This window comes from Pacificitalea manganoxidans (assembly GCF_002504165.1).
Classification (GTDB): domain Bacteria; phylum Pseudomonadota; class Alphaproteobacteria; order Rhodobacterales; family Rhodobacteraceae; genus Pacificitalea; species Pacificitalea manganoxidans.
This window is the reverse complement of record NZ_CP021404.1, coordinates 2,969,313-2,994,054: the sequence shown is the minus strand read 5'-3', so window position 1 is coordinate 2,994,054 and position 24,742 is coordinate 2,969,313. Positions and strand designations below refer to the sequence as shown.

General features: G+C 61.2%; 28 protein-coding genes. 27 read left to right on the top strand and 1 reads right to left on the bottom strand.

Going from position 1 to position 24,742, the window contains the following annotated elements:
* Window positions 1-149 precede the first annotated feature (149 nt).
* Both rpoB and rpoC read left to right on the top strand, forming a co-directional pair.
* Window positions 150-4,286 carry a DNA-directed RNA polymerase subunit beta gene (rpoB, locus tag CBW24_RS13710; RefSeq protein WP_097373893.1) on the top strand — a complete coding sequence of 1,379 codons (4,137 nt, stop codon included), beginning with the start codon at window positions 150-152 and terminating at the stop codon, window positions 4,284-4,286.
* Between the two features lie 78 nt (window positions 4,287-4,364).
* Window positions 4,365-8,606: a DNA-directed RNA polymerase subunit beta' gene (gene rpoC / locus CBW24_RS13705; protein WP_097373892.1), complete on the top strand. Its 4,242-nt coding sequence runs from the start codon at window positions 4,365-4,367 to the stop codon at window positions 8,604-8,606.
* Between the two features lie 110 nt (window positions 8,607-8,716).
* On the opposite strand, the gene CBW24_RS13700 is transcribed toward rpoC, so the two are convergent.
* Window positions 8,717-9,793 carry a hypothetical protein gene (locus CBW24_RS13700; protein ID WP_198405188.1) on the bottom strand — a complete coding sequence of 359 codons (1,077 nt, stop codon included), beginning with the start codon at window positions 9,791-9,793 and terminating at the stop codon, window positions 8,717-8,719.
* 352 nt (window positions 9,794-10,145) lie between these two features.
* Here CBW24_RS13700 and rpsL point away from each other — a divergent pair, with 352 nt between their 5' ends.
* From rpsL to CBW24_RS13570, 25 genes are all read left to right on the top strand, one after another.
* Window positions 10,146-10,517 carry a 30S ribosomal protein S12 gene (gene rpsL, locus CBW24_RS13690; RefSeq protein ID WP_088665025.1) on the top strand — a complete coding sequence of 124 codons (372 nt, stop codon included), beginning with the start codon at window positions 10,146-10,148 and terminating at the stop codon, window positions 10,515-10,517.
* Window positions 10,518-10,528: 11 nt separating this feature from the next.
* Window positions 10,529-10,999, top strand: a complete 471-nt coding sequence (rpsG, locus tag CBW24_RS13685; RefSeq protein WP_088665024.1) for a 30S ribosomal protein S7 — start codon at window positions 10,529-10,531, stop codon at window positions 10,997-10,999.
* A 27-nt stretch (window positions 11,000-11,026) separates the two neighbouring features.
* Window positions 11,027-13,150 (top strand): elongation factor G, encoded by a 2,124-nt coding sequence (gene fusA, locus CBW24_RS13680; RefSeq protein ID WP_088665023.1) that lies wholly within the window; start codon window positions 11,027-11,029, stop codon window positions 13,148-13,150.
* Between the two features lie 69 nt (window positions 13,151-13,219).
* Window positions 13,220-14,395: an elongation factor Tu gene (gene tuf / locus CBW24_RS13675; RefSeq protein ID WP_088665145.1), complete on the top strand. Its 1,176-nt coding sequence runs from the start codon at window positions 13,220-13,222 to the stop codon at window positions 14,393-14,395.
* 86 nt (window positions 14,396-14,481) lie between these two features.
* Window positions 14,482-14,790, top strand: a complete 309-nt coding sequence (rpsJ, locus tag CBW24_RS13670; RefSeq protein WP_088664694.1) for a 30S ribosomal protein S10 — start codon at window positions 14,482-14,484, stop codon at window positions 14,788-14,790.
* Between the two features lie 15 nt (window positions 14,791-14,805).
* Complete coding sequence (gene rplC / locus CBW24_RS13665) at window positions 14,806-15,648, top strand: 50S ribosomal protein L3 (RefSeq protein ID WP_088664693.1); 843 nt, start codon at window positions 14,806-14,808, stop codon at window positions 15,646-15,648.
* Window positions 15,645-16,265: a 50S ribosomal protein L4 gene (gene rplD, locus CBW24_RS13660; RefSeq protein WP_088664692.1), complete on the top strand. Its 621-nt coding sequence runs from the start codon at window positions 15,645-15,647 to the stop codon at window positions 16,263-16,265. The genes rplC and rplD overlap by 4 nt, the downstream gene beginning before the upstream one ends.
* Window positions 16,262-16,558: a 50S ribosomal protein L23 gene (locus tag CBW24_RS13655; RefSeq protein WP_088664691.1), complete on the top strand. Its 297-nt coding sequence runs from the start codon at window positions 16,262-16,264 to the stop codon at window positions 16,556-16,558. Before rplD ends, CBW24_RS13655 begins: the two co-directional genes overlap by 4 nt.
* A gap of 102 nt (window positions 16,559-16,660) precedes the next feature.
* Window positions 16,661-17,503: a 50S ribosomal protein L2 gene (rplB, locus tag CBW24_RS13650; protein ID WP_088664690.1), complete on the top strand. Its 843-nt coding sequence runs from the start codon at window positions 16,661-16,663 to the stop codon at window positions 17,501-17,503.
* 3 nt (window positions 17,504-17,506) lie between these two features.
* Window positions 17,507-17,785 (top strand): 30S ribosomal protein S19, encoded by a 279-nt coding sequence (gene rpsS, locus CBW24_RS13645; protein WP_088664689.1) that lies wholly within the window; start codon window positions 17,507-17,509, stop codon window positions 17,783-17,785.
* Between the two features lie 3 nt (window positions 17,786-17,788).
* On the top strand, window positions 17,789-18,169 hold the full coding sequence (rplV, locus tag CBW24_RS13640; RefSeq protein ID WP_088664688.1) for a 50S ribosomal protein L22: 381 nt from the start codon (window positions 17,789-17,791) through the stop codon (window positions 18,167-18,169).
* The gene (rpsC, locus tag CBW24_RS13635) at window positions 18,169-18,876 is read left to right on the top strand and encodes a 30S ribosomal protein S3 (protein WP_088664687.1); all 708 of its coding nucleotides are present in this window, start codon (window positions 18,169-18,171) and stop codon (window positions 18,874-18,876) included. Before rplV ends, rpsC begins: the two co-directional genes overlap by 1 nt.
* A 13-nt stretch (window positions 18,877-18,889) precedes the next feature.
* Entirely contained in the window at window positions 18,890-19,303 is a 414-nt protein-coding gene (rplP, locus tag CBW24_RS13630; RefSeq protein ID WP_088664686.1) for a 50S ribosomal protein L16, read from the top strand.
* Window positions 19,304-19,423: 120 nt separating this feature from the next.
* Window positions 19,424-19,630, top strand: a complete 207-nt coding sequence (gene rpmC, locus CBW24_RS13625) for a 50S ribosomal protein L29 (protein WP_088664685.1) — start codon at window positions 19,424-19,426, stop codon at window positions 19,628-19,630.
* Between the two features lie 14 nt (window positions 19,631-19,644).
* Window positions 19,645-19,878, top strand: coding sequence for a 30S ribosomal protein S17 (gene rpsQ / locus CBW24_RS13620; RefSeq protein WP_088664684.1), 234 nt, complete (start codon window positions 19,645-19,647; stop codon window positions 19,876-19,878).
* A 77-nt stretch (window positions 19,879-19,955) separates the two neighbouring features.
* The gene (rplN, locus tag CBW24_RS13615; protein WP_005621870.1) at window positions 19,956-20,324 is read left to right on the top strand and encodes a 50S ribosomal protein L14; all 369 of its coding nucleotides are present in this window, start codon (window positions 19,956-19,958) and stop codon (window positions 20,322-20,324) included.
* Between the two features lies 1 nt (window position 20,325).
* Entirely contained in the window at window positions 20,326-20,631 is a 306-nt protein-coding gene (rplX, locus tag CBW24_RS13610) for a 50S ribosomal protein L24 (RefSeq protein ID WP_088664683.1), read from the top strand.
* Window positions 20,631-21,194, top strand: a complete 564-nt coding sequence (gene rplE, locus CBW24_RS13605; RefSeq protein ID WP_088664682.1) for a 50S ribosomal protein L5 — start codon at window positions 20,631-20,633, stop codon at window positions 21,192-21,194. The genes rplX and rplE overlap by 1 nt, the downstream gene beginning before the upstream one ends.
* Before the next feature lie 21 nt (window positions 21,195-21,215).
* Complete coding sequence (gene rpsN, locus CBW24_RS13600) at window positions 21,216-21,521, top strand: 30S ribosomal protein S14 (protein ID WP_088664681.1); 306 nt, start codon at window positions 21,216-21,218, stop codon at window positions 21,519-21,521.
* 12 nt (window positions 21,522-21,533) lie between these two features.
* Window positions 21,534-21,923: a 30S ribosomal protein S8 gene (gene rpsH, locus CBW24_RS13595; RefSeq protein ID WP_088664680.1), complete on the top strand. Its 390-nt coding sequence runs from the start codon at window positions 21,534-21,536 to the stop codon at window positions 21,921-21,923.
* Window positions 21,924-21,936: 13 nt separating this feature from the next.
* On the top strand, window positions 21,937-22,470 hold the full coding sequence (gene rplF, locus CBW24_RS13590) for a 50S ribosomal protein L6 (protein WP_088664679.1): 534 nt from the start codon (window positions 21,937-21,939) through the stop codon (window positions 22,468-22,470).
* Window positions 22,471-22,481: 11 nt separating this feature from the next.
* Window positions 22,482-22,841: a 50S ribosomal protein L18 gene (gene rplR / locus CBW24_RS13585; RefSeq protein ID WP_088664678.1), complete on the top strand. Its 360-nt coding sequence runs from the start codon at window positions 22,482-22,484 to the stop codon at window positions 22,839-22,841.
* 11 nt (window positions 22,842-22,852) lie between these two features.
* Window positions 22,853-23,416 carry a 30S ribosomal protein S5 gene (gene rpsE / locus CBW24_RS13580; RefSeq protein WP_088664677.1) on the top strand — a complete coding sequence of 188 codons (564 nt, stop codon included), beginning with the start codon at window positions 22,853-22,855 and terminating at the stop codon, window positions 23,414-23,416.
* 12 nt (window positions 23,417-23,428) lie between these two features.
* Entirely contained in the window at window positions 23,429-23,617 is a 189-nt protein-coding gene (gene rpmD / locus CBW24_RS13575) for a 50S ribosomal protein L30 (protein ID WP_088664676.1), read from the top strand.
* A 198-nt stretch (window positions 23,618-23,815) separates the two neighbouring features.
* Window positions 23,816-24,601, top strand: a complete 786-nt coding sequence (locus tag CBW24_RS13570; RefSeq protein WP_097374249.1) for an MBL fold metallo-hydrolase — start codon at window positions 23,816-23,818, stop codon at window positions 24,599-24,601.
* Window positions 24,602-24,742 lie beyond the last annotated feature (141 nt).

Below are 24,742 nucleotides of genomic sequence, written 5' to 3'. Positions count from 1 at the left end.
TCGGAGCCCTTTCTAAGGCGGAGTTCGCAGGTTCGGGAGCTGCCGGTGGGACGGTATGCAGGAATTGGACCTCAAACCCCCTTCATTCGTGAGCGGTGCGGCCTTTCCCGCAGGCCTGCATGCGCGACAGACGAAAGGTGACGATCCACATGGCGAAGACCTTCCTCGGCCAGAAGCGACTCCGCAAGTATTACGGCAAGATCCGTGAAGTCCTGGAGATGCCGAACCTCATCGAGGTTCAGAAATCCTCCTACGACCTGTTCCTGAAATCCGGCGACCAGCCCGACCCGCTTGACGGCGAAGGCATCAAGGGCGTGTTCCAGTCGGTTTTCCCGATCAAGGATTTCAACGAGACTGCCGTGCTCGAATTCGTGAAATACGAACTCGAAAAGCCCAAATACGACGTCGAGGAATGTCAGCAACGTGACATGACCTACAGCGCCCCGCTGAAGGTGACCCTCCGTCTGATCGTGTTCGATATCGACGAAGATACCGGCGCGAAATCCGTCAAGGACATCAAGGAACAGGACGTTTTCATGGGCGACATGCCCCTGATGACGCCGAATGGCACCTTTGTCGTCAACGGGACCGAGCGGGTTATCGTGTCCCAGATGCACCGGTCGCCGGGCGTGTTCTTTGACCACGACAAGGGCAAGACCCATTCCTCGGGCAAACTGCTGTTCGCCTGCCGCATCATTCCCTATCGCGGCTCCTGGCTCGATTTCGAATTCGACGCCAAGGACATCGTGTTTGCACGGATCGACCGTCGCCGGAAGCTGCCGGTAACGACCCTGCTTTATGCGCTGGGTCTCGATCAAGAAGGCATCATGGATGCCTATTACAACACTGTTCAGTTCGAACTGCAGCAGAACCGCGGCTGGCGCACGCCGTTCTTCCCGGATCGCGTTCGCGGCACCCGTCCGACCTATGACCTGATCGACGCCGATACCGGCGAAGTGATCGCAAAGGCCGGCGACAAGGTGACCCCGCGCACCGTGAAGAAGCTGAAGGACGAAGGCTCCGTCACCCACCTGCTGCTGCCCTACGACCAGATCGTGGGCCGGTTCGTGGCGAAGGACATCATCAACGAGGACACCGGCGCGATCTATGTCGAAGCCGGCGATGAGCTGACGCTCGAATACTCGAAGGATGGTGACGTCACCGGCGGCACGCTGAAGGATCTTCTGGACGCGGGCATCACCGAGATTCCGGTGCTGGACATCGACAACATTTCCGTCGGTCCCTACATCCGCAACACCGTCGCGATGGACAAAAACATGAACCGCGACAGCGCGCTCATGGACATCTACCGCGTCATGCGTCCGGGTGAGCCGCCCACCGTCGAGGCCGCCTCCGCGCTGTTCGACACGCTCTTCTTCGATAGCGAGCGTTACGACCTGTCCGCCGTGGGCCGGGTCAAGATGAACATGCGTCTCAACCTCGATGCCGAAGACACCCAGCGCACCCTGCGCCGCGAAGACATCATCGCCTGCATCAAGGCGCTGGTCGAACTGCGCGATGGCCGTGGCGAAATCGACGACATCGACCACCTCGGCAACCGTCGCGTGCGGTCCGTGGGCGAACTGATGGAAAATCAGTATCGCGTCGGCCTGCTGCGGATGGAACGCGCCATCAAGGAGCGTATGTCCTCTGTCGAGATCGACACCGTGATGCCGCAGGATCTGATCAACGCCAAACCCGCCGCCGCGGCTGTGCGTGAATTCTTCGGCTCCTCGCAGCTGTCGCAGTTCATGGACCAGACCAACCCGCTGTCGGAAGTGACGCATAAGCGGCGCCTGTCGGCCCTCGGGCCGGGCGGTCTGACCCGTGAGCGTGCCGGTTTCGAAGTGCGCGACGTGCACCCGACCCACTATGGTCGGATGTGCCCGATTGAAACGCCGGAAGGCCCGAACATCGGTCTGATCAACTCGCTGGCCACCTATGCCCGCGTGAACAAATATGGCTTCATCGAAACCCCCTACCGGGTGGTGAAGGACGGGCAGGTGACCGATGAGGTTCACTACATGTCCGCCACCGAGGAAATGCGGCACACCGTGGCGCAGGCGAACGCCAACCTCGACGGTGAAGGCAAGTTCATCAACGATCTGGTCAGCACCCGCCAGTCGGGCGAATACATGCTGGCGCCGAATGAGAACGTGGACCTGATCGACGTCTCGCCGAAACAGTTGGTTTCGGTCGCCGCATCGCTGATCCCGTTCCTCGAAAACGACGACGCCAACCGCGCTCTCATGGGCTCGAACATGCAGCGTCAGGCGGTTCCGCTTCTGCGGGCCGAGGCACCGCTGGTCGGCACCGGCATCGAAGAAGTCGTGGCACGGGATTCCGGTGCGGCGATCATGGCTGCGCGCGGCGGGATCATCGATCAGGTCGATGCCCAGCGTATCGTCGTGCGCGCCACCAGCGATCTGGAGCCGGGCGATCCCGGCGTGGACATCTACCGTCTGCGCAAGTTCCAGCGTTCGAACCAGAACACTTGCATCAACCAGCGTCCGCTGGTGAAGGTGGGCGACACCGTTCAGAAGGGCGAAGTCATTGCAGATGGCCCCTCGACCGAGATGGGCGAACTGGCTCTGGGTAAAAATGTCATCGTCGCGTTCATGCCGTGGAACGGCTACAACTACGAAGACTCGATCCTCATCTCCGAGCGGATCGCCTATGACGACGTGTTCACCTCGATCCATATCGAGGAATTCGAAGTCGCCGCGCGTGACACGAAGCTCGGGCCGGAAGAGATCACCCGCGACATTCCGAACGTCGGCGAGGAAGCCCTGCGCAACCTCGACGAGGCGGGCATCGTCTATATCGGTGCAGACGTGGAACCGGGCGACATTCTGGTCGGTAAGATCACGCCGAAGGGCGAAAGCCCGATGACGCCGGAGGAGAAACTCCTGCGCGCCATCTTCGGTGAGAAGGCCAGCGACGTGCGCGATACCTCGCTGCGGGTCAAGCCGGGCGATTTCGGCACCGTCGTCGAAGTGCGCGTCTTCAACCGTCACGGCGTTGAGAAAGACGAACGTGCATTGCAGATCGAGCGTGAAGAAGTCGAGCGTCTGTCGCGTGACCGGGACGACGAGCTCGTCATCCTTGATCGCAACATCTACGCACGTCTGAGCTCGATGCTGCTGGGCAAGGTGGCGGTCAAAGGCCCGCGCGGGTTCAAGGCCAACACCGAAGTCACGCAGGACACGCTGGACACCCTGTCCAAAGGTCACTGGTGGCAGCTGGCGCTGGAAGACGAGGCCGACGCGGCCCAGATCGAAGCCCTCCACGCGCAGTATGAGGCGCAGAAGCGCGCTCTCGACGCGCGGTTCGAGGACAAGGTCGAGAAGGTCCGCCGCGGCGACGACCTGCCGCCGGGCGTGATGAAGATGGTCAAGGTGTTCGTGGCGGTGAAGCGCAAGCTGCAGCCGGGCGACAAGATGGCCGGTCGTCACGGCAACAAGGGTGTTATTTCCCGCGTTGTGCCCGTCGAAGACATGCCGTTCCTTGCGGATGGCACGCCCGTCGATTTCTGCCTCAACCCGCTCGGCGTGCCGTCGCGGATGAACGTTGGGCAGATCCTTGAGACCCATATGGGTTGGGCGTCCCGTGGCTTGGGCATCCAGATCGACGAGGCCCTGCAGGGCTATCGCCGCTCCGGCGACCTGACCCCGGTCAAGGAAGCGCTCCGCATTGCCTATGGCGATGACGTCTACGAAGAAGGCTTCACCGATGCCAACGACGATCGCGTGATCGAGGCGGCCACCAACGTGACCCGTGGTGTGCCGATCGCGACGCCGGTTTTCGACGGTGCCAAGGAGCCTGATGTCAACGATGCGCTGAAGCGTGCAGGTTTCGATCAGAGCGGCCAGTCCGTCCTGTTCGATGGTCGCACGGGCGAGCAATTCGCACGTCATGTGACCGTGGGTGTCAAATACCTGCTGAAGCTGCATCACTTGGTGGACGACAAGATCCACGCCCGTTCGACCGGCCCCTACAGCCTCGTCACCCAGCAGCCGTTGGGTGGTAAGGCGCAGTTCGGTGGTCAGCGCTTCGGGGAGATGGAGGTCTGGGCATTGGAGGCCTATGGCGCCGCCTACACCCTGCAGGAGATGCTCACCGTCAAATCGGACGACGTTGCAGGCCGGACCAAGGTCTACGAGTCGATCGTCAAGGGCGAAGACAACTTCGAGGCTGGCGTGCCGGAAAGCTTCAACGTGCTGGTCAAAGAGGTCCGGGGTCTGGGCCTCAACATGGAACTCCTGGACTCGGAGGGAGAGGACTGAGCCGCTCACCGGCTCTCGTGAGGCGGGCTCAGGCCTGCCTCACGCCTCTCCCTTCCGCCCAAATTCAAGGATTTTGAAATGAACCAGGAAATCACCAACAACCCGTTCAACCCCCTGACCCCGCCGAAAGTCTTCGACGAGATCAAGGTGTCCCTGGCGTCGCCGGAACGGATCCTCAGCTGGTCCTATGGTGAAATCAAGAAGCCCGAGACCATCAACTACCGGACCTTCAAGCCGGAGCGCGATGGTCTGTTCTGTGCCCGGATCTTTGGCCCGATCAAAGACTACGAATGCCTTTGCGGTAAGTATAAGCGCATGAAGTATCGCGGCGTCGTCTGCGAGAAATGTGGCGTCGAAGTTACCCTGCAGAAAGTGCGCCGCGAGCGTATGGGCCATATCGAACTGGCCGCGCCCGTTGCTCACATCTGGTTCCTGAAGTCGCTTCCGAGCCGGATCGGCCTCATGCTCGACATGACGCTGCGCGATCTGGAGCGGATCCTCTACTTCGAGAACTATGTCGTCATTGAGCCGGGCCTGACGGATCTCACCTACGGTCAGCTGATGACCGAAGAAGAGTTCATGGACGCGCAGGACGCCTATGGCATGGACGCGTTCACCGCCAATATCGGTGCCGAAGCAATCCGCGAAATGCTCGCCCAGATCGATCTGGAGGCCGAGGCCGAACAGCTGCGCGCCGATCTGTCGGAAGCCACTGGTGAGCTGAAGCCCAAGAAGATCATCAAGCGTCTGAAGATCGTTGAAAGCTTCCTCGAATCCGGCAACCGTCCGGAATGGATGGTCCTGACCGTAATCCCCGTGATCCCGCCCGAGCTGCGCCCGCTGGTGCCGCTGGACGGTGGTCGCTTTGCGACGTCCGATCTGAACGATCTATATCGCCGGGTCATCAACCGGAACAACCGTCTGAAGCGGCTGATCGAGCTGCGCGCGCCGGACATCATCATTCGCAACGAAAAGCGGATGTTGCAGGAATCCGTCGACGCGCTCTTTGACAACGGTCGTCGTGGCCGGGTCATCACCGGTGCCAACAAGCGTCCGCTGAAATCGCTCAGCGACATGCTGAAGGGTAAGCAGGGTCGCTTCCGTCAGAACCTTTTGGGTAAGCGCGTCGACTTCTCCGGTCGTTCGGTCATCGTGACCGGCCCCGAATTGAAGCTGCACCAGTGCGGCCTGCCCAAGAAGATGGCGCTCGAACTGTTCAAGCCGTTCATCTATTCACGGCTGGAGGCCAAGGGTCTCAGCTCGACGGTGAAACAGGCCAAGAAACTGGTCGAGAAAGAGCGCCCCGAGGTGTGGGATATCCTCGACGAGGTGATCCGCGAGCACCCGGTTCTGCTGAACCGTGCGCCGACCCTGCACCGTCTGGGCATTCAGGCCTTCGAACCCACGCTGGTCGAAGGTAAGGCCATCCAGCTGCACCCGCTCGTCTGCTCGGCGTTCAACGCTGACTTCGACGGTGACCAGATGGCTGTGCACGTCCCGCTGAGCCTTGAGGCCCAGCTGGAAGCGCGCGTCTTGATGATGTCGACGAACAACGTTCTGTCGCCCGCCAACGGCGCGCCGATCATCGTTCCGTCGCAGGATATGATCTTGGGTCTCTACTACATCACCATGCAGCGCGAAGGCATGAAGGGTGAAGGCATGATCTTCGGCTCGATCGAAGAGATCGAGCATGCCCTGAACGCCGGCGAGGTGCATCTGCACGCCAAGATCCAAGCACGGCTGAAGCAGATCGACGATGAGGGCAACGAAGTGATGCGTCGCTTCGAGACCACGCCGGGCCGTGCGCGCCTGGGCGGTCTGCTGCCGCTCAACACCAAGGCACCCTTCGATCTGGTGAACCGTCTTCTGCGGAAGAAGGAAGTGCAGCAGGTCATCGACACCGTCTACCGTTACTGCGGTCAGAAAGAGTCGGTCATCTTCTGCGATCAGATCATGTCGATGGGCTTCAAAGAAGCGTTCAAGGCGGGCATCTCGTTCGGCAAGGACGACATGGTCATTCCCGACACCAAATGGACGATCGTCGATGAAACGCGCGATCAGGTGAAGGACTTTGAACAGCAGTACATGGACGGCCTGATCACCCAGGGCGAGAAGTACAACAAAGTCGTGGATGCCTGGTCGAAGTGTAACGACAAGGTCACCGAAGCGATGATGACCACTATTTCGTCGAAGAAATACGACGAGAATGGCGCGGAGCATGAACCGAACTCGGTCTACATGATGGCCCACTCCGGTGCCCGTGGCTCGGTCACCCAGATGAAACAGCTGGGCGGCATGCGCGGCTTGATGGCCAAGCCGTCCGGTGAGATCATCGAAACGCCGATCATCTCGAACTTCAAAGAAGGTCTGACCGTGTTGGAGTACTTCAACTCCACCCACGGCGCCCGTAAGGGTCTGTCGGATACCGCTCTGAAGACCGCCAACTCCGGCTACCTGACCCGTCGTCTCGTCGACGTGGCGCAGGACTGCATCGTGCGTCAGCACGACTGTGGCACCGAACTGGCCGTGACCGCCGAGCCTGCCGTCAATGACGGCGAAGTCGTCGCCTCGCTTGCCGAGCGAATTCTGGGTCGCGTCGCGGCCGAGGATGTTCTGGCACCGGGCACCGACGAGGTTCTGGTCGCCAAGGGCGAGCTGATCGACGAACGCAAGGCGGATCAGATCGAGGCCGGTGGCGTCGCATCCATGCGCATTCGTTCGCCGCTGACCTGTGAGGCCGAAGAGGGCGTCTGCGCCATGTGCTATGGTCGTGACCTTGCACGCGGCACGCTGGTCAACCAGGGCGAGGCTGTCGGTATCATCGCGGCCCAGTCCATCGGTGAGCCGGGCACCCAGCTGACGATGCGGACCTTCCACATCGGCGGTGTTGCACAGGGTGGTCAACAGTCCTTCCTCGAAGCGTCGCAGTCCGGCAAAATCGAGTTCCGCAACGCCCAAATCCTCGAAAACGAGGCGGGTGAGCAGATCGCGATGGGCCGGAACATGCAGCTGGCCATCCTCGATGAGCATGGCGAGGAGCGCGCGAGCCACAAGATCTCCTACGGGACGAAGGTGTTCGTCCGGGACGGGGCCGATGTGACGCGCGGCGACAAACTGTTCGAATGGGATCCCTATACCCTGCCGATCATCGCCGAGAAGGGCGGTATCGCAAAGTATGTCGACCTCGTGTCCGGTATTGCCGTGCGCGACGAGACCGACGATGCGACCGGCATGACCCAGAAGATCGTCACCGATTGGCGCGCGGCGCCGAAAGGCAACGATCTGAAGCCCGAAATCATCGTCATGGACCCCGAAACCGGTGAGCCCATGCGCAACGATGCGGGCAACCCGGTGTCCTACCCGATGTCCGTCGATGCGGTTCTGTCGGTCGAAGAAGGTCAGGTCGTGAAGGCCGGTGACGTCGTTGCGCGTATCCCGCGTGAAGGCGCCAAGACCAAGGACATTACCGGTGGTCTGCCGCGTGTGGCCGAACTGTTCGAAGCGCGTCGTCCGAAGGATCACGCCATCATCGCCGAGGCGGATGGCTATGTGAAATTCGGTCGCGACTACAAGAACAAGCGCCGCATCACGATCGAGCCTGCGGACGATACCATGGAGGCCGTGGAATACATGGTCCCCAAGGGCAAGCACATCCCGGTGCAGGAAGGCGACTTCGTGCAGAAGGGCGACTACATCATGGACGGCAACCCGGCGCCGCATGACATCCTGTCGATCATGGGTGTCGAGGCTCTGGCCGAGTACATGATCAACGAAGTGCAGGACGTCTATCGACTGCAGGGCGTGAAGATCAATGACAAGCACATCGAGGTGATCGTTCGCCAGATGCTGCAGAAGTGGGAGATCTTGGATTCGGGCGAGACCACGCTGCTCAAGGGCGAGCATGTGGACAAGGCCGAGTTCGACGCCGCCAACGAGAAGGCGCTCAAGCGTGGCAAGCGTCCGGCACAGGGCGAGCCGATCCTTCTGGGGATCACCAAGGCTTCGCTTCAGACCCGGTCGTTCATCTCTGCCGCGTCCTTCCAGGAAACCACGCGCGTGCTCACCGAGGCTTCGGTGCAGGGCAAGCGGGACAAGCTGGTTGGTCTGAAGGAGAACGTGATCGTGGGCCGTCTGATCCCCGCTGGGACCGGCGGTGCGACCCAGAAGGTGCGCGCCATCGCGACCGCCCGCGATCAGAAGGTCGTGGATGCGCGTCAGGCGGAGGCCGAAGCCGCCGCCGCGCTGGCGGCACCTGCCGAGGACGTCTCGGCCGGGACCGAAGAGGACTTCCTCGTCGAGACCCCGGAAAGCCGCGAGTGATCGTGATTGACGTCCTGATCGATCAGGGCCACTAAAAACAACGACGGGCGGCGATATATTCGCCGCCCGTTTTTTGTCGTCCTAGTAAGGCGCTTTGGCCGCCCGTGCGCCTAACGCCAGTGTCCGCGCAACAGTCGCCGCCATCGGCGCGCGAGCCGCTTGCGGGGGATAGCCCGTTCGATCAAAGCCGCGCGCGCCAGATCGACCTCGCAGATCTGTTGCACATCGCGGATCTCTCCCATCGGGTCGAGCCCGTCATCAGGCGCGGTGCCGACGAGGTCATAGTCGATGCGGTCGAACGTGATGCCGTAGCGATCCCGTACCCATGTCAGGCTGCGATCCCGGCGCATCAAGATCTCCGCTATGGCGGGGCGCAGGACAGGGCGGGTGAAGCCCGGGATCTCCTGATCAAGTTCTTTGATCGCCCGGCGCCGCGATGTCAGCGGGGCGTCTCCGTCCAATGGCGCACCAATGGCGGCCCGGGCGCGTGCAAGGTTCTGCATCAGATACATCGCCTCGGCGGACAGGCTGCTGTTGACGGTGCGGCCGGCGTGGCTGGCACGGGTGTCTTCGGCGATCACAACGTCACGCGCAGTGTCGGGCAGGTAGCTCTCGGCGAAATCCGCAACGACGCCATTGGGGTGGGTCCGTGCCGTGTCGAACGAGCGGACGTCCAGAGGGTATCCGAGCTTTTCAAAGCTCTCGATGACTTCGCGCAAGGCTGAGCCGGAGCCGCGCGAAAACTCGGCCCGGATCTTGAGCCGCTGCTGCGCGCCAGAGATAAAGCGCGAAACAGGATCGCGGAGATAGACGACGACCTGAACCTCGCGAAACCACGGATCGAGCAGGCCGCGCAGGCGGGCGATCTGACCGTCGTCGAGGGGCTTATACAGCGACTCAGAACTGATAATCACTTGGTCCGGGCGTATCTTCTGAATATCCGTACCGATGCGATCCCAGGCGCGCGCGGATTCCGCCATAGCCTCCGCATGGGTTCCGCCCATCTGGTGGACAAGGCGCGCGTCCTCATCCAGCGCATTCAGCAGATGTGGTTTCAGGCGTGTATGGGTGCCACGGGAACTGAGGACCGGGTAATAGATGCCGTGCTGGTCCAGCAGGTGCTGCCGGGCGGCATGCAGGGCGCGCTGGAGCGCGGTGGTCCCGGTCTTGGGCTGTCCTATATGCAATAGCAGCCGAGGCCGTGGGGCAGGGGATGAGGCGGTGTCGTCAGGGGGTGTTTCCATCATGGCGGCATCATAGTCGCCCCCTGATCTGCGCCAAGTGCCCTTTATGCTCCCGGCAAGGGTGGCGCTGTTGACAAGCCCCGCGACTCCCCATATAGCACGGCCACTCAGGCGCAGGGGGTAACCCCGCTTGTCTGGTTTGCAAAACTGAAGTGGTCACGATCCGGGTTGGAAAATACCCCGATCCTCTGGAATTCCACCGCATCGTTTCCATTAAGGGAAGCGTCTGCGGTTTTTGCGTTTTGCGGACGCGCGAGGCGCATATGACATTGAACGAGCTAGACGGGGAACCGGAATGCCGACGATCCAACAGCTGATCCGCAAGCCGCGGCAGCCCAAAGTAAAACGATCCAAGTCGATGCACCTGGAAGGGTGCCCGCAGAAGCGTGGCGTATGTACCCGCGTTTATACCACGACGCCGAAGAAGCCGAACTCGGCTATGCGTAAGGTTGCCAAGGTGCGCCTGACCAACGGTTTCGAGGTCATCAGCTATATTCCCGGCGAAAGCCACAACCTTCAGGAACACTCGGTTGTCCTGATCCGCGGCGGCCGGGTGAAAGACCTTCCGGGCGTGCGTTACCACATCCTGCGCGGTGTTCTCGATACCCAGGGTGTCAAAGACCGTAAGCAGCGCCGCTCGAAGTACGGCGCGAAGCGTCCGAAGTAAGGAGACGACAGATGTCCCGCCGCCACGCCGCCGAAAAACGCGAAGTGCTCCCCGACGCCAAGTATGGCGATCGGGTTCTCACCAAGTTCATGAACAACCTCATGCTCGACGGCAAGAAATCCGTCGCCGAGCGGATCGTCTACGGTGCGCTCGACCGGGTCGAGGGCAAGCTGAAGCGCTCCCCGATCGAGGTGTTCACCGAGGCCCTCGACAACGTGAAGCCTGCTGTCGAAGTCCGCTCCCGCCGGGTTGGCGGTGCGACCTACCAGGTTCCGGTCGAAGTGCGCCCGGAGCGCCGTGAGGCTCTGGCCATTCGCTGGCTGATCGCCGCCGCGCGCAACCGTAACGAAAACACCATGGAAGAGCGTCTTGCCGGCGAGCTGGCCGATGCGGTCAACAGCCGCGGTACCGCCGTCAAAAAGCGGGAAGACACTCACAAGATGGCCGACGCCAACAAAGCGTTCAGCCATTACCGCTGGTAAATTCACTTTCGCCTAAGGACCGAACCAATGGCACGCGAATATCCGCTCGAACGCTACCGCAACTTTGGGATCATGGCCCATATCGACGCAGGCAAGACCACCTGCTCGGAGCGGATCCTGTTCTACACCGGCAAATCCCACAACATCGGTGAGGTGCATGACGGCGCCGCAACGATGGACTGGATGGAGCAGGAGCAGGAGCGCGGCATCACGATCACGTCCGCCGCGACGACCACGTTCTGGCAGTGGCAGGAAGATCCCACCGCCGAGGGCACGGACGACACCAAGTTCCGCATGAACATCATCGACACCCCCGGTCACGTCGACTTCACCATCGAAGTCGAGCGTTCGCTGGCGGTTCTCGACGGTGCGATCTGTGTTCTCGACGCCAACGCCGGTGTTGAGCCCCAGACCGAAACCGTGTGGCGTCAGGCTGACCGCTACAAAGTGCCGCGGATCGTGTTCGTCAACAAGATGGACAAGATCGGCGCAGACTTCTTCAACTGCGTGCAGATGGTCGCAGACCGCACCGGCGCGATCCCGGCCCCGATCCAGATTCCGATCGGCGCTGAGACCGAGCTGGAAGGCATGGTCGACCTGATCACCATGGAAGAGTGGGTCTGGAAAGGCGAAGATCTGGGCGCGTCCTGGGTTCGTCAGCCGATCCGTGACGAACTGAAGGACACCGCAGACGAGTGGCGCGCCAAGCTCATCGAGAATGCTGTTGAGCAGGACGATGCGGCTATGGAAGCCTATCTCGAAGGCGAAGAGCCCGATGTTGCCACTCTGCGCAAGCTGATCCGTAAGGGCACGCTGTCGCTGTCCTTCGTTCCGGTTCTGTGTGGCTCCGCGTTCAAGAACAAGGGCGTCCAGCCCCTCCTGAACGCTGTTGTCGACTACCTGCCGAGCCCGCTCGACGTGGTTGACTACATGGGCTTCAAACCGGGCGACGAGGAAGAAGTTCGTAACATCGCGCGCCGCGCTGATGATGCGATGCCGTTTGCCGGTCTGGCGTTCAAAATCATGAACGACCCGTTCGTTGGCACCCTGACTTTCACCCGGATTTATTCCGGCGTGCTGAAGAAGGGCGACAACATCCTGAACTCCACCAAGGAGAACAAGGAACGCGTCGGTCGTATGATGATGATGCACTCGAACAACCGCGAAGAGATCGACGAGGCATTTGCCGGCGACATCATCGCGTTGGCGGGCCTGAAGGGCACCACCACGGGTGACACGCTCTGCGCGACCAACGACCCGGTGGTTCTGGAAACCATGACCTTCCCGGATCCGGTCATCGAAATCGCGGTCGAGCCCAAGACGAAGGCCGACCAAGAGAAGATGTCCGCCGGTCTGCAGCGTCTTGCAGCCGAGGATCCCTCCTTCCGCGTCGAAACCGACATCGAGTCCGGCCAGACCATCATGAAGGGTATGGGCGAACTTCACCTCGACATTCTGGTTGACCGCCTCAAGCGGGAATTCAAGGTCGAGGCGAACATCGGTGCCCCGCAGGTTGCCTATCGCGAGACCATCGGTCACGAGATCGAGCACACCTACACCCACAAGAAACAGTCGGGTGGTTCGGGTCAGTTCGCTGAGGTCAAGCTGATCATTTCGCCCACCGAGCCGGGCGAAGGCTACAGCTTCGAATCCCGCATCGTGGGTGGTTCGGTGCCGAAGGAATACATCCCCGGCGTCGAAAAGGGCATCCAGTCCGTCATGGACAGCGGCCCGCTGGCAGGCTTCCCGGTCATCGACTTCAAGGTCGCTCTGATCGACGGTAAGTTCCACGACGTGGACTCCAGCGTTCTGGCATTCGAGATCGCATCCCGGATGGCCATGCGTGAAGGTCTGCGCCGCGCTGGTGCGAAACTGCTTGAGCCGATCATGAAGGTCGAGGTCATCACGCCGGAAGAATATACCGGCGGCATCATCGGTGACCTGACCTCCCGTCGTGGTCAGGTGCAGGGCCAGGATACCCGTGGCAACGCGATCGCGATCGACGCTTTCGTGCCGCTGGCGAACATGTTCGGCTACATCAACACGCTGCGTTCCATGAGCTCGGGCCGCGCCCAGTTCACCATGCAGTTCGATCACTACGAGCCGGTTCCGCAGAACATCTCGGAAGAGATCCAGGCGAAGTACGCCTAAACCTAACGTGACGATGCGCGGTGCCCTCCGGCGCCGCGCATCCAATCCCCAAGACTAAAGGAGGCCATCATGGCTAAGGAAAAGTTTGCGCGTACGAAACCGCATGTGAACATCGGCACCGTGGGTCACGTTGACCACGGCAAGACGACGCTGACGGCTGCGATCACGAAGTATTTCGGTGACTTCCGCGCCTATGACCAGATCGACGGCGCGCCCGAAGAGAAGGCCCGCGGCATCACGATCTCGACTGCGCATGTGGAATACGAGACCGAAGCGCGTCACTACGCCCATGTCGACTGCCCCGGCCACGCTGACTATGTGAAGAACATGATCACCGGTGCGGCGCAGATGGACGGCGGCATTCTGGTTGTGAACGCAGCCGACGGCCCGATGCCCCAGACCCGCGAGCACATCCTGCTGGCCCGTCAGGTTGGCGTGCCCGCGCTGGTCGTGTTCATGAACAAGGTCGACCAGGTGGATGACGAGGAGCTTCTGGAGCTCGTCGAGATGGAAATCCGCGAACTGCTGTCGTCCTACGAGTTCCCCGGCGACGATATCCCGATCGTTGCGGGCTCCGCTCTGGCGGCGATGGAAGGCCGTGACCCGGAAATCGGCGAGAACAAGATCCGCGAACTGATGGCGGCTGTCGACGACTACATCCCGACGCCCGAGCGCGCCGTGGACCAGCCGTTCCTGATGCCGATCGAAGACGTGTTCTCGATCTCGGGCCGCGGCACCGTTGTGACCGGCCGTGTCGAGCGTGGCGTCGTCAACGTGGGTGACGAACTGGAAATCGTGGGCATCCGCGACACCAAGAAAACCACCTGCACCGGCGTCGAAATGTTCCGCAAGCTGCTGGATCGCGGGGAAGCCGGCGACAACATCGGCGCCCTGCTGCGCGGCATCGACCGTGAAGGCGTCGAGCGTGGTCAGGTTCTGTGTAAGCCGGGTTCGGTGAAGCCGCACACGAAGTTCGAGGCCGAAGCCTACATCCTCACCAAAGAGGAAGGTGGCCGTCACACTCCGTTCTTTGCGAACTACCGCCCGCAGTTCTACTTCCGGACCACGGACGTCACCGGCACCGTCACGCTGCCCGAGGGCACCGAGATGGTCATGCCCGGCGACAACCTGAAGTTCGCCGTTGAACTGATCGCGCCGATCGCCATGGAAGACGGTCTGCGCTTCGCCATCCGCGAAGGCGGCCGCACCGTCGGCGCCGGCGTCGTCTCGAAAATCATCGAGTAACGAAAAAATACCTTCGGGTTCGACGTGGGCCTCCGGGATGATCCGGGGGCCCACCTATCAACTCCAACGCCGCGAAAGGCACTAAAATGCAGAGCCAAAACATTCGCATTCGGCTGAAAGCGTTCGACTACCGGGTCCTGGATGCCAGCACCCAGGAGATCGTCAGCACCGCGAAACGGACGGGCGCCCAGGTGCGTGGCCCGATCCCGCTGCCGAACAAGATCGAAAAGTTCACGGTCCTCCGTGGCCCGCATATCGACAAGAAGTCGCGCGACCAGTGGGAAATCCGCACCCACAAGCGTCTTCTCGACATCATTGACCCGACCCCGCAGACCGTGGACGCGCTCATGAAGCTCGACCTCGCTGCCGGTGTCGACGTCGAGATCAAGGTTTAAGGAGGGCTTCCCCAGATGTTGCGCTCTGGCGTTATCGCAAAGAAGGTCGGGATGACCCGTATCTTCCAAGAAGACGGCAAACAGATTCCTGTTACCGTTCTTCAACTCGACAAACTGCAGGTCGTCGCTCAGCGTACGGCCGAGAAGGACGGCTACACCGCCATCCAGCTCGGCGCCGGTACCGCAAAAGCGAAGCGGACCTCGCAGGCCATGCGCGGTCACTTCTCCGCCGCTAAGGTCGAACCCAAGCGGAAGATCGCGGAATTCCGCGTCGCCGCTGAGAACCTGATCGCGGTCGGTGAGGAAATCACCGCCGATCATTACTTCGCAGGCCAGTTCGTGGACGTGTCCGGCACCTCCATCGGTAAGGGCTTCCAAGGGGCGATGAAGCGTCACAACTTCGGTGGTCTGCGGGCCTCCCATGGTGTGTCGATCTCTCACCGTGCCCACGGCTCTACCGGTCAGTGTCAGGATCCGGGCCGCGTCTTCAAAGGTAAGAAGATGGCCGGTCACATGGGTGCTGCGCGTGTTACCACCCAGAACCTGCAGGTCGTCCAGACCGACGCCGACCGTGGCCTGATCATGGTCAAAGGCGCCGTTCCGGGCTCCAAAGGTGGCTGGGTCACGATCAAGGACGCCGTCAAGAAACCGTTCCCCGAGAACGCGATCCTGCCCGGTGCCCTGCGTTCCGCAGCCGAAGCCGCCGCGAAAGCTGCCGAGGAAGCCGCCGCTCAGGCCGCTGCCGAGGAAGAAGCCGCCGCAAAGGCCGCCGCTGAGGAGCAAGCTGCTCAGGAAGCCGCTGCCCTGAAGGAGGCTGAGGCTTCCATCGAGGCCGAGAAGAAGGAAGGCGAAGAATGAAACTCGACGTGATCAAACTGGACGCGGGCTCCGCCGGCTCCGTCGATCTCGACGACGAGATCTTCGGCCTGGAACCCCGTGCCGACATCCTGCACCGTGTGGTCCGCTGGCAGCGCAACAAAGCGCAGGCTGGCACCCACAAGGTGAAAACCCGGTCTGAGACCTCCTACTCGACCAAGAAGATCTATCGCCAGAAGGGCACCGGCGGCGCACGCCACGGTGACCGCAACGCGCCGATCTTCCGTAAGGGTGGTATCTACAAAGGTCCGACCCCGCGGTCCCACGCCCACGATCTTCCCAAGAAGATCCGCAAGCTGGGTCTGAAACATGCGCTGAGCTCCAAGGCCGCGTCCGGCAACCTGGTTGTCCTGGACAACATCGATCTGGCCGAAGCCAAGACCTCGGTCCTGGCCCGTCAGGTCAAGGAGCTGGGCTGGAAGCGCGTCCTGATCATTGACGGCTCCGAGGTGAACGAAAGCTTCTCCAAGGCCGCCGCCAACATCAAGGGTCTGGACGTCCTGCCGAGCATGGGCGCTAACGTGATGGACATCCTGAAGCGTGACACTCTCGTGATCACGAAGGCGGGTGTCGAAGCTCTGGAGGCTCGACTGAAATGAGTGCGAAGCCGCAACATTACGACGTGATCCGCAAGCCGGTGATCACCGAGAAGGCCACCATGGCCTCCGAGGCGAACGCCGTCGTTTTTGAGGTCTCCGTCGATTCGACCAAACCCCAGATCAAAGAAGCGATCGAAGAGCTCTTCGGCGTGAAGGTGAAGGCCGTGAACACGACCATCACCAAGGGTAAAGTCAAGCGCTTCCGCGGCCAGCTCGGCAAGCGGAAAGACGTCAAAAAAGCCTATGTGACCCTCGAGGAGGGGAACACTATTGACGTGACCACGGGCCTCTAATACAGGAGCCCATCACCATGGCCCCGGTCGATCCGGGGCCTTGGTTTTTTGTAAGAACCGCTCCCGTTTCGTGGGAGCGCAAAGCTACGGAAGACAGAAAGCATGGCACTCAAGTCGTATAAACCGACGACGCCTGGCCAGCGCGGGCTGGTTCTGATCGACCGTTCGGAGCTTTGGAAAGGTCGCCCCGTCAAGGCCCTTACTCAGGGTCTGACGAAGAACGGCGGCCGGAACAACACCGGACGGATCACGATGCGCCGCCGCGGCGGCGGGGCGAAGCGTCTCTACCGCATCGTCGACTTCAAGCGGAACAAATTCGACGTGTCCGCAGTCGTCGCACGGATCGAATATGACCCGAACCGGACCGCGTTCATCGCGCTGATCCAGTACGAAGACGGTGAGCAGACCTACATTCTCGCTCCCCAGCGTCTCGCAATCGGTGACAAGATCATTTCCTCGGCCAAGGCCGATGTGAAGCCCGGCAACGCGATGCCCTTCTCCGGCATGCCGATCGGAACGATCGTCCACAACATCGAGATGAAGCCCGGCAAGGGCGGCCAGATCGCACGCGCCGCGGGCACCTATGCCCAGTTCGTCGGTCGTGACGGTGGCTACGCTCAGATTCGCCTGTCCTCGGGCGAGCTGCGCATGGTGCGTCAGGAATGCATGGCAACCGTTGGTGCCGTGTCGAACCCCGACAACAGCAACCAGAACCTCGGCAAAGCCGGCCGCAACCGTCACCTGGGCAAGCGCCCGTCGGTGCGTGGTGTGGTCATGAACCCGGTCGATCACCCGCATGGCGGTGGTGAAGGCCGGACCTCGGGCGGTCGTAACCCGGTTACGCCGTGGGGTAAGCCGACGAAGGGTGCTCGCACTCGCAACAAAAACAAGGCGTCCAGCAAGCTGATCATCCGCTCGCGGCACGCCAAGAAGAAGGGGCGCTGATCCATGTCGCGCGCTGTCTGGAAAGGCCCGTTTGTCGACGCTTACGTCCTCAAAAAGGCCGAAAAATCCCGCGAGTCGGGCCGCAACGAGGTCATCAAGATCTGGTCGCGCCGTTCGACTATCCTGCCCCAGTTCGTGGGCCTCACCTTTGGTGTCTACAACGGTCACAAGCACATTCCGGTGAACGTGTCCGAAGACATGATCGGCCAGAAGTTCGGTGAGTATTCGCCGACCCGGACCTACTACGGTCACGCGGCTGATAAGAAAGCGAAGAGGAAATAAGTCATGGGCAAGGAAAAGAACCCTCGCCGCGTGGCAGAGAATGAAGCGCTGGCCAAGGCGCGGATGCTCCGCACCAGCCCCCAGAAGCTGAACCTCGTGGCTCAGATGATCCGCGGCAAGAAAGTCGACAAGGCTATGGCCGAGCTGACCTTCTCCAAGAAGCGGATCGCCGCAGACGTGAAGAAATGTCTTCAGTCCGCCATCGCCAACGCCGAGAACAACCATAATCTCGACGTGGATGAGCTGATCGTCGCCGAAGCCTATGTCGGCAAGAACCTGACCATGAAGCGCGGTCGTCCGCGGGCGCGTGGCCGGTTCGGTCGGATCGTCAAGCCGTTCTCGGAACTGACGATCACCGTGCGTCAAGTTGAGGAGCAAGCCTAATGGGACATAAGGTCAATCCGATCGGCATGCGCCTCCAGGTCAACCGCACCTGGGACAGCCGCTGGTATGCCGACACCAAGGATTACGGTGATCTGCTGCTCGAAGATATCGCGATCCGCGAATTCATCGAGACCGAGTGCAAGCAGGCCGGCATCAGCCGCGTCATCATCGAGCGTCCGCACAAGAAGTGCCGCGTTACGATCCATACCGCCCGCCCCGGTGTTATCATCGGTAAGAAGGGTGCGGACATCGAGGTGCTTCGCAAGAAGCTGGCCAAGATGACCGACAGCGAGCTGCACCTCAACATCGTTGAAGTGCGCAAGCCGGAACTGGATGCCGCGCTGGTCGCCGAGTCGATCGCGCAACAGCTGGAGCGTCGTGTCAGCTTCCGCCGTGCCATGAAGCGTTCGGTTCAGAACGCCATGCGCATGGGTGCGCTGGGTATCCGGGTTAACGTCGCGGGCCGCCTTGGCGGCGCCGAGATCGCTCGGACCGAATGGTATCGCGAAGGTCGCGTGCCGCTGCACACCCTGCGGGCCGATATCGACTACGCCCATGCCGAGGGCTCGACCCCCTATGGCATCATCGGTGTGAAGGTCTGGATCTTCAAAGGCGAGATCATGGAGCATGACCCGTCTGCTCGTGACCGTCGTCACACGGAGCTCCAGGAAAGCGGCGGCGGCTCCCGTCCGCGTCGCGATCGCTGAGGAGAACTGACAGATGCTTCAACCTAAGCGTACAAAATACCGCAAGATGCACAAAGGCCGGATTCACGGCCAGGCAAAAGGCGGTTTCGACCTGAACTTCGGGTCTTTCGGTCTTAAGGCTGTTCAGCCCGAGCGCGTCACCGCGCGTCAGATCGAAGCAGCCCGTCGCGCCATGACCCGGCACATGAAACGTCAGGGTCGTGTCTGGATCCGTATCTTCCCGGATACGCCCGTGACCTCCAAGCCCACCGAAGTCCGGATGGGTAAGGGTAAAGGTTCCGTGGATTTCTGGGCAGCCAAGGTGAAACCGGGCCGCGTCATGTTTGAACTTGACGGTGTGTCCGAATCCGTGGCAAGGGAAGCGCTCCGTCTCGCAGCGATGAAGCTTCCGGTCAAAACCCGGATCGTCGAGCGCGAAGACTGGTAAGGTTTTCAGCCGGACCCCCGGAAATTCTTCTGGGGGTTCGGTGCTTTGTTGGAAAAGCGCCGCCGCTCAATGCCCCGCGTGACGGGGGGTGTGGTGACTTCTGATAAGAGGATGAGGCGAATGAACGCCCAGGAATTGAGAGAGAAGACGCCCGACCAGCTCCGTGACGAGCTGTCGAGCCTCAAGAAAGAGAGCTTCAACCTGCGTTTCCAGCAGGCCACCGGCTCCATCGAGAACACCGCCCGGATGCGTCAGGTCCGCCGCGCTGCTGCGCGTGTGAAGACCATCCTGAACGAGAAAGCGGCCCAGGCCGCGCAGGCTGAGTAAGCGGAGCCAGACGCATGCCCAAACGAATTCTCCAAGGCACCGTGACCGGCGACCAGAACGACCAGACGGTTACCGTCTCTGTCGAGCGCCGCTTCACGCACCCGGTTCTGAAAAAGACGATCCGGAAGTCTAAGAAATACCGCGCACATGATGCGCAGAACCAGTTCAAGATCGGCGACAGCGTCCGCATTCAGGAATGTGCGCCGATCTCGAAAACCAAACGCTGGGAGGTGGTGACCGCCTCCTAAGGCGCAAACCACACCTGGTTTGATCGAAACCCTGGGGGTAAGGCCAGAGAGGCCCCCCATAGGTCGGGAGAAACCCTATGATCCAGATGCAGACTAATCTGGATGTCGCTGACAACTCCGGTGCACGCCGGGTTCAGTGCATCAAGGTCCTCGGCGGGTCCAAGCGGAAATACGCATCCGTTGGCGACATCATTGTGGTGTCCGTCAAGGAAGCCATTCCGCGCGGCCGCGTGAAGAAAGGTGACGTCCGCAAGGCCGTCGTCGTCCGCACCGCCAAGGAAGTGCGTCGCGAAGATGGCACCGCCATCCGCTTTGATCGCAACGCCGCCGTCATCCTCAACAACAACAACGAGCCGGTCGGCACCCGTATCTTCGGGCCGGTGGTTCGTGAGCTTCGCGCGAAGAACTTCATGAAGATCATCTCGCTCGCTCCGGAGGTGCTGTAAGATGGCTGCTAAACTGAAAAAGGGCGACAAGGTCGTCGTGCTGACCGGCAAGGACAAGGGCAAGCAGGGCGAAATCGCCTCTGTCGACCCGAAATCCGGCAAGGCCGTGGTCGAGGGCGTGAACGTGGCGATCCGTCATACGCGTCAGACCCAGACGAGCCAGGGCGGCCGTCAGCCCAAGGCGATGCCGATCGAACTCAGCAACCTCGCCTTCCTCGATGCCAACGGCAAAGCGACCCGCGTCGGCTTCCGCACGGAAGACGGCAAAAAGGTTCGGTTCGCCAAGACCACGGGAGACGTGATCTGATGCTCGACGCGACCACCTATACCCCGCGTCTCAAGACGCTCTACAGCGACACGATCCGCGGCGCTCTGAAGGAAGAATTTTCCTACAAGAACGACATGCAGATCCCGCGTCTGGACAAAATCGTCCTGAACATCGGCTGCGGCGCCGAAGCGGTTCGTGACAGCAAGAAGGTCAAATCCGCTCAGGACGACCTGACTGCGATCGCCGGCCAGCGCGCCGTCGTGAACAAGGCCAAGAAATCCATCGCGGGCTTCCGGGTCCGTGAAGAAATGCCGCTGGGCGTCAAGGTGACCCTGCGCGGCGAGCGGATGTATGAATTCCTCGACCGTCTGATCACCATTGCGATGCCCCGTATCCGCGACTTCCGCGGTGTGAGCGGGAAAAGCTTCGACGGCCGTGGCAACTACGCCATGGGTCTGAAAGAGCACATCGTGTTCCCCGAGATCAACTTCGACAAAGTCGATGAGACCTGGGGCATGGACATCGTCGTCTGCACCACCGCGAAAACCGACGCGGAAGCGAAGTCGCTGTTGAAGCATTTCAACATGCCGTTCAACAGCTGATCGCGGGAAGGGATAGAATACATGGCTAAGAAATCTATGGTCGAACGCGAGAAGAAGCGTCAGCGCCTGGTGGCGAAATACGCTTCCAAACGCGCCGCTCTCAAAGAGATCGTGAGCGACGAATCCAAACCGATGGAAGAGCGGTTCCGGGCTTCGCTGAAGCTGGCTGAACTGCCCCGCAATTCCTCGGCCACGCGGCTTCACAACCGCTGCCAGCTGACCGGCCGGCCGCGCGCGTATTACCGCAAACTCAAAATGTCGCGGATCATGCTGCGTGATCTGGCCTCCAATGGTCAGATCCCCGGCATGGTCAAGTCCAGCTGGTAAGGGGGAGCAGAAATGAACGATCCTCTTGGTGATATGCTGACCCGGATTCGCAACGCACAGATGCGGGGCAAATCCACGGTTCGCACCCCCGCTTCCAAGCTGCGCGCCTGGGTTCTCGATGTGCTGGCCGACGAAGGCTACATCCGCGGCTACGATAAAGTCGCTGACAGCAAGCATCCCGAACTTGAGATCAGCCTCAAGTATTTCGAAGGCACCCCGGTTATCCGCGAAGTGAAGCGGGTCTCCAAGCCGGGCCGCCGGGTGTATATGTCCGTCAAGGACATCCCCTCGGTGCGTCAAGGCCTCGGTGTCTCCATCGTCTCCACGTCTCGCGGCGTGATGTCGGATGCAGCGGCTCGCAACGCCAATGTTGGCGGCGAAGTCCTCTGCACGGTCTTCTAAGGAGGGAATGGCAATGTCTCGTATTGGCAAACGTCCGGTCGAGCTGCCGTCGGGAGTTCAGGCTTCCGTCTCCGGCCAGACCGTCGAAGTGAAGGGCCCCAAAGGTGCCCGGACCTTTACCGCAACTGATGATGTAACCCTTGAGGTCAACGACAACGTCATCACCGTCACGCCGCGCGGCAAATCCAAGCGCGCCCGCCAGCAGTGGGGCATGTCCCGCACGATGGTTGGCAACTTGGTCACCGGCGTCACCGACGGTTTCAAGAAGAACCTCGAAATCCAGGGCGTGGGTTATCGGGCACAGATGCAGGGCAACACCCTGAAGCTGTCGCTCGGCCTGTCGCACGAAGTGAACTTCGAGGTGCCGGAAGGTGTTTCGGTTACCTGCCCTAAGCAGACCGAGATCATCGTCGAAGGCACTGATGAGCAGCTCGTCGGTCAGGTCGCGGCCAACATCCGCGCCTGGCGGAAGCCGGAGCCCTATAAGGGCAAAGGTATCCGCTACAAGGACGAGTATATCTTCCGCAAGGAAGGCAAGAAGAAGTAAGGACGCGCACAATGGCAAACAGCAAGAGAGACCTGTTCCTGAAGCGCCGCCTGCGCGTCCGGAACAAACTGCGGAAAATGAATGCAGGGCGCGTGCGCCTGAGCGTTCACCGCTCCAACAAGAACATCAGCGTGCAGCTGATCGACGATGTGAACGGCGTGACGCTCGCTTCGGCCTCCTCGCTCGAGAAGGATCTGGGCCTGGTCGGCAAGAACAACGTCGAGGCCGCTTCGAAAGTCGGTTCGACGATCGCAGAGCGTGCCAAGAAGGCCGGTGTGGAAGAATGCTACTTCGACCGCGGCGGTTTCCTGTTTCACGGGAAGGTTAAGGCTCTCGCCGACGCCGCCCGTGAAGGCGGCCTCAAGTTCTAAGGAGACGATAGATGGCAGAACGTGATAACCGCCGGGGCAACCGTCGCGACCGCGACGAAACCCCGGAATTCGCCGATCGTCTGGTTGCGATCAACCGTGTGTCCAAGACCGTCAAAGGCGGTAAGCGTTTCGGCTTTGCCGCGCTTGTCGTCGTAGGCGATCAGAAGGGCCGCGTCGGCTTCGGCAAAGGTAAGGCCAAGGAGGTCCCCGAGGCCATCCGTAAGGCGACCGAACAGGCGAAGCGCGGCATGATCCGCGTGCCGCTGCGCGAAGGCCGCACCCTGCACCACGATATTGAGGGCCGTCATGGCGCGGGCCGCATCGTGATGCGCTCGGCACCCACCGGGACCGGCATCATTGCCGGTGGTCCGATGCGCGCCGTGTTCGAGATGCTGGGCGTTCAGGATGTGGTGGCGAAATCCATCGGCACCCAGAACCCCTACAACATGATCCGCGCCACGCTGGACGGTCTCCGCAAGGAGAGCAGCCCGCGTCTGGTCGCCCAGCGTCGTGGCAAGAAGGTCGCCGACATCCTCAAAAAGGATGACGCGCCGGCCGAGCCCGCCGAAGCGTAAGGAGACCAGCACATGGCAAAGACCATCGTCGTTAAGCAGATCGGTTCCCCGATCCGCCGTCCCGCCGTTCAGCGCGCTACGCTGAAAGGCCTCGGCCTCGACAAGATGCACCGCACCCGTGAACTGGAGGACACTCCTTCGGTTCGCGGCATGGTCGCCAAGATCCCGCACCTCGTCGAGATCGTCGAAGAGCGCGGCTAAGCGGCCCTTGGCCCGGTATGACGGGCCTGCAACAGATTAAAACGCCCTCCGGTTTTCCGGGGGGCGTTTTTCGTTTCCGGAAGCGGCTCGCGCCAGTGTGATCGCGGGCGCGGGATCGCGGGACTTGTCATGGGCGACGGCGATTGCCTTGATGGTGTGGCGATCTATCTGCTTGCCCACCCAACCGGAGGTTATTTCATGCGCCAGACCCGTCGATCCTTTCTTGTGACAGCCGCTGCAAGCGCCAGCGCCGTCACCGTCCTTCCCTTTGCCGCGCGCGCGGAGGCTCATATGGGCGATACGTTCGAAACCGACGCGGGCCCCATCACCGTGCACCCGGTCGCGCATGCGTCCTTTGTCATGGAGACGCCGGCAGGTGTAATTTATGTCGATCCGGTCGGTGGAGCCGAGAAATTCGCGGATCTTCCCGCGCCCGCTTTGATCCTTATCACCCATGAGCATGGCGATCATTTCGATCCCGAAACGCTCACGGCGCTGGCCGGAGACGGGGTGGAGATGATCACCAACCCCGCCGTTCACGAAAAGCTGCCCGAAGAGTTGAAGGCCACCGCCCGTCAGATCGGCAATGGCGAGCGGGATATGTTCGGGGACGTGTCGATCGACGCCATTCCGGCGCAGAACACGACCGAAGAGCGGATGAACTATCACCCGCCCGGCCGCGACAATGGCTATGTGCTGGCCTTTGGCGACTTCAAGGTCTACATTTCGGGCGATACCGAGCCGACGCCCGAGATGCTGGCGCTGGAGGACATCGACCTGTGCTTCCTGTGTATGAACCTGCCCTTCACAATGACCGCCGAACAAGCGGCCGAGGCGGTGGCGGAGTTCAAGCCGACCTACGTCTATCCCTATCACTATCGTGGACAGGACGGCGGCACGCAGGACCCCGAGCATTTCGCCGAACTGGTCGGCGCGGCGTCTGAGGTTCGCATGGGTGATTGGTATGCCCCCGGCGAGCTTTGAGCGCCAAAGTCTGATCTAAAGGAGAACACCCCGGCGCACGCGTCGGGGTTTTCTGCGTCTGTAGCCTGCGTTCTACTGTCGCGGGTGCAGCGGTCCCGTGCGGGCGGACAGACGGGCAGGGGCGACAGCCCTTGATCGGGG

Excerpts from the sequence above, each read along its gene's own strand:
- rpoB (WP_097373893.1), top strand. The coding sequence starts at position 150 with ATGGCGAAGACCTTCCTCGGCCAGAAGCGACTCCGCAAGTATTACGGC.
- rpoC (WP_097373892.1), top strand. The coding sequence starts at position 4,365 with ATGAACCAGGAAATCACCAACAACCCGTTCAACCCCCTGACCCCGCCG.
- rpsL (WP_088665025.1), top strand. The coding sequence starts at position 10,146 with ATGCCGACGATCCAACAGCTGATCCGCAAGCCGCGGCAGCCCAAAGTA.
- rpsG (WP_088665024.1), top strand. The coding sequence starts at position 10,529 with ATGTCCCGCCGCCACGCCGCCGAAAAACGCGAAGTGCTCCCCGACGCC.
- fusA (WP_088665023.1), top strand. The coding sequence starts at position 11,027 with ATGGCACGCGAATATCCGCTCGAACGCTACCGCAACTTTGGGATCATG.
- tuf (WP_088665145.1), top strand. The coding sequence starts at position 13,220 with ATGGCTAAGGAAAAGTTTGCGCGTACGAAACCGCATGTGAACATCGGC.
- rpsJ (WP_088664694.1), top strand. The coding sequence starts at position 14,482 with ATGCAGAGCCAAAACATTCGCATTCGGCTGAAAGCGTTCGACTACCGG.
- rplC (WP_088664693.1), top strand. The coding sequence starts at position 14,806 with ATGTTGCGCTCTGGCGTTATCGCAAAGAAGGTCGGGATGACCCGTATC.
- rplD (WP_088664692.1), top strand. The coding sequence starts at position 15,645 with ATGAAACTCGACGTGATCAAACTGGACGCGGGCTCCGCCGGCTCCGTC.
- CBW24_RS13655 (WP_088664691.1), top strand. The coding sequence starts at position 16,262 with ATGAGTGCGAAGCCGCAACATTACGACGTGATCCGCAAGCCGGTGATC.
- rplB (WP_088664690.1), top strand. The coding sequence starts at position 16,661 with ATGGCACTCAAGTCGTATAAACCGACGACGCCTGGCCAGCGCGGGCTG.
- rpsS (WP_088664689.1), top strand. The coding sequence starts at position 17,507 with ATGTCGCGCGCTGTCTGGAAAGGCCCGTTTGTCGACGCTTACGTCCTC.
- rplV (WP_088664688.1), top strand. The coding sequence starts at position 17,789 with ATGGGCAAGGAAAAGAACCCTCGCCGCGTGGCAGAGAATGAAGCGCTG.
- rpsC (WP_088664687.1), top strand. The coding sequence starts at position 18,169 with ATGGGACATAAGGTCAATCCGATCGGCATGCGCCTCCAGGTCAACCGC.
- rplP (WP_088664686.1), top strand. The coding sequence starts at position 18,890 with ATGCTTCAACCTAAGCGTACAAAATACCGCAAGATGCACAAAGGCCGG.
- rpmC (WP_088664685.1), top strand. The coding sequence starts at position 19,424 with ATGAACGCCCAGGAATTGAGAGAGAAGACGCCCGACCAGCTCCGTGAC.
- rpsQ (WP_088664684.1), top strand. The coding sequence starts at position 19,645 with ATGCCCAAACGAATTCTCCAAGGCACCGTGACCGGCGACCAGAACGAC.
- rplN (WP_005621870.1), top strand. The coding sequence starts at position 19,956 with ATGATCCAGATGCAGACTAATCTGGATGTCGCTGACAACTCCGGTGCA.
- rplX (WP_088664683.1), top strand. The coding sequence starts at position 20,326 with ATGGCTGCTAAACTGAAAAAGGGCGACAAGGTCGTCGTGCTGACCGGC.
- rplE (WP_088664682.1), top strand. The coding sequence starts at position 20,631 with ATGCTCGACGCGACCACCTATACCCCGCGTCTCAAGACGCTCTACAGC.
- rpsN (WP_088664681.1), top strand. The coding sequence starts at position 21,216 with ATGGCTAAGAAATCTATGGTCGAACGCGAGAAGAAGCGTCAGCGCCTG.
- rpsH (WP_088664680.1), top strand. The coding sequence starts at position 21,534 with ATGAACGATCCTCTTGGTGATATGCTGACCCGGATTCGCAACGCACAG.
- rplF (WP_088664679.1), top strand. The coding sequence starts at position 21,937 with ATGTCTCGTATTGGCAAACGTCCGGTCGAGCTGCCGTCGGGAGTTCAG.
- rplR (WP_088664678.1), top strand. The coding sequence starts at position 22,482 with ATGGCAAACAGCAAGAGAGACCTGTTCCTGAAGCGCCGCCTGCGCGTC.
- rpsE (WP_088664677.1), top strand. The coding sequence starts at position 22,853 with ATGGCAGAACGTGATAACCGCCGGGGCAACCGTCGCGACCGCGACGAA.
- rpmD (WP_088664676.1), top strand. The coding sequence starts at position 23,429 with ATGGCAAAGACCATCGTCGTTAAGCAGATCGGTTCCCCGATCCGCCGT.
- CBW24_RS13570 (WP_097374249.1), top strand. The coding sequence starts at position 23,816 with ATGCGCCAGACCCGTCGATCCTTTCTTGTGACAGCCGCTGCAAGCGCC.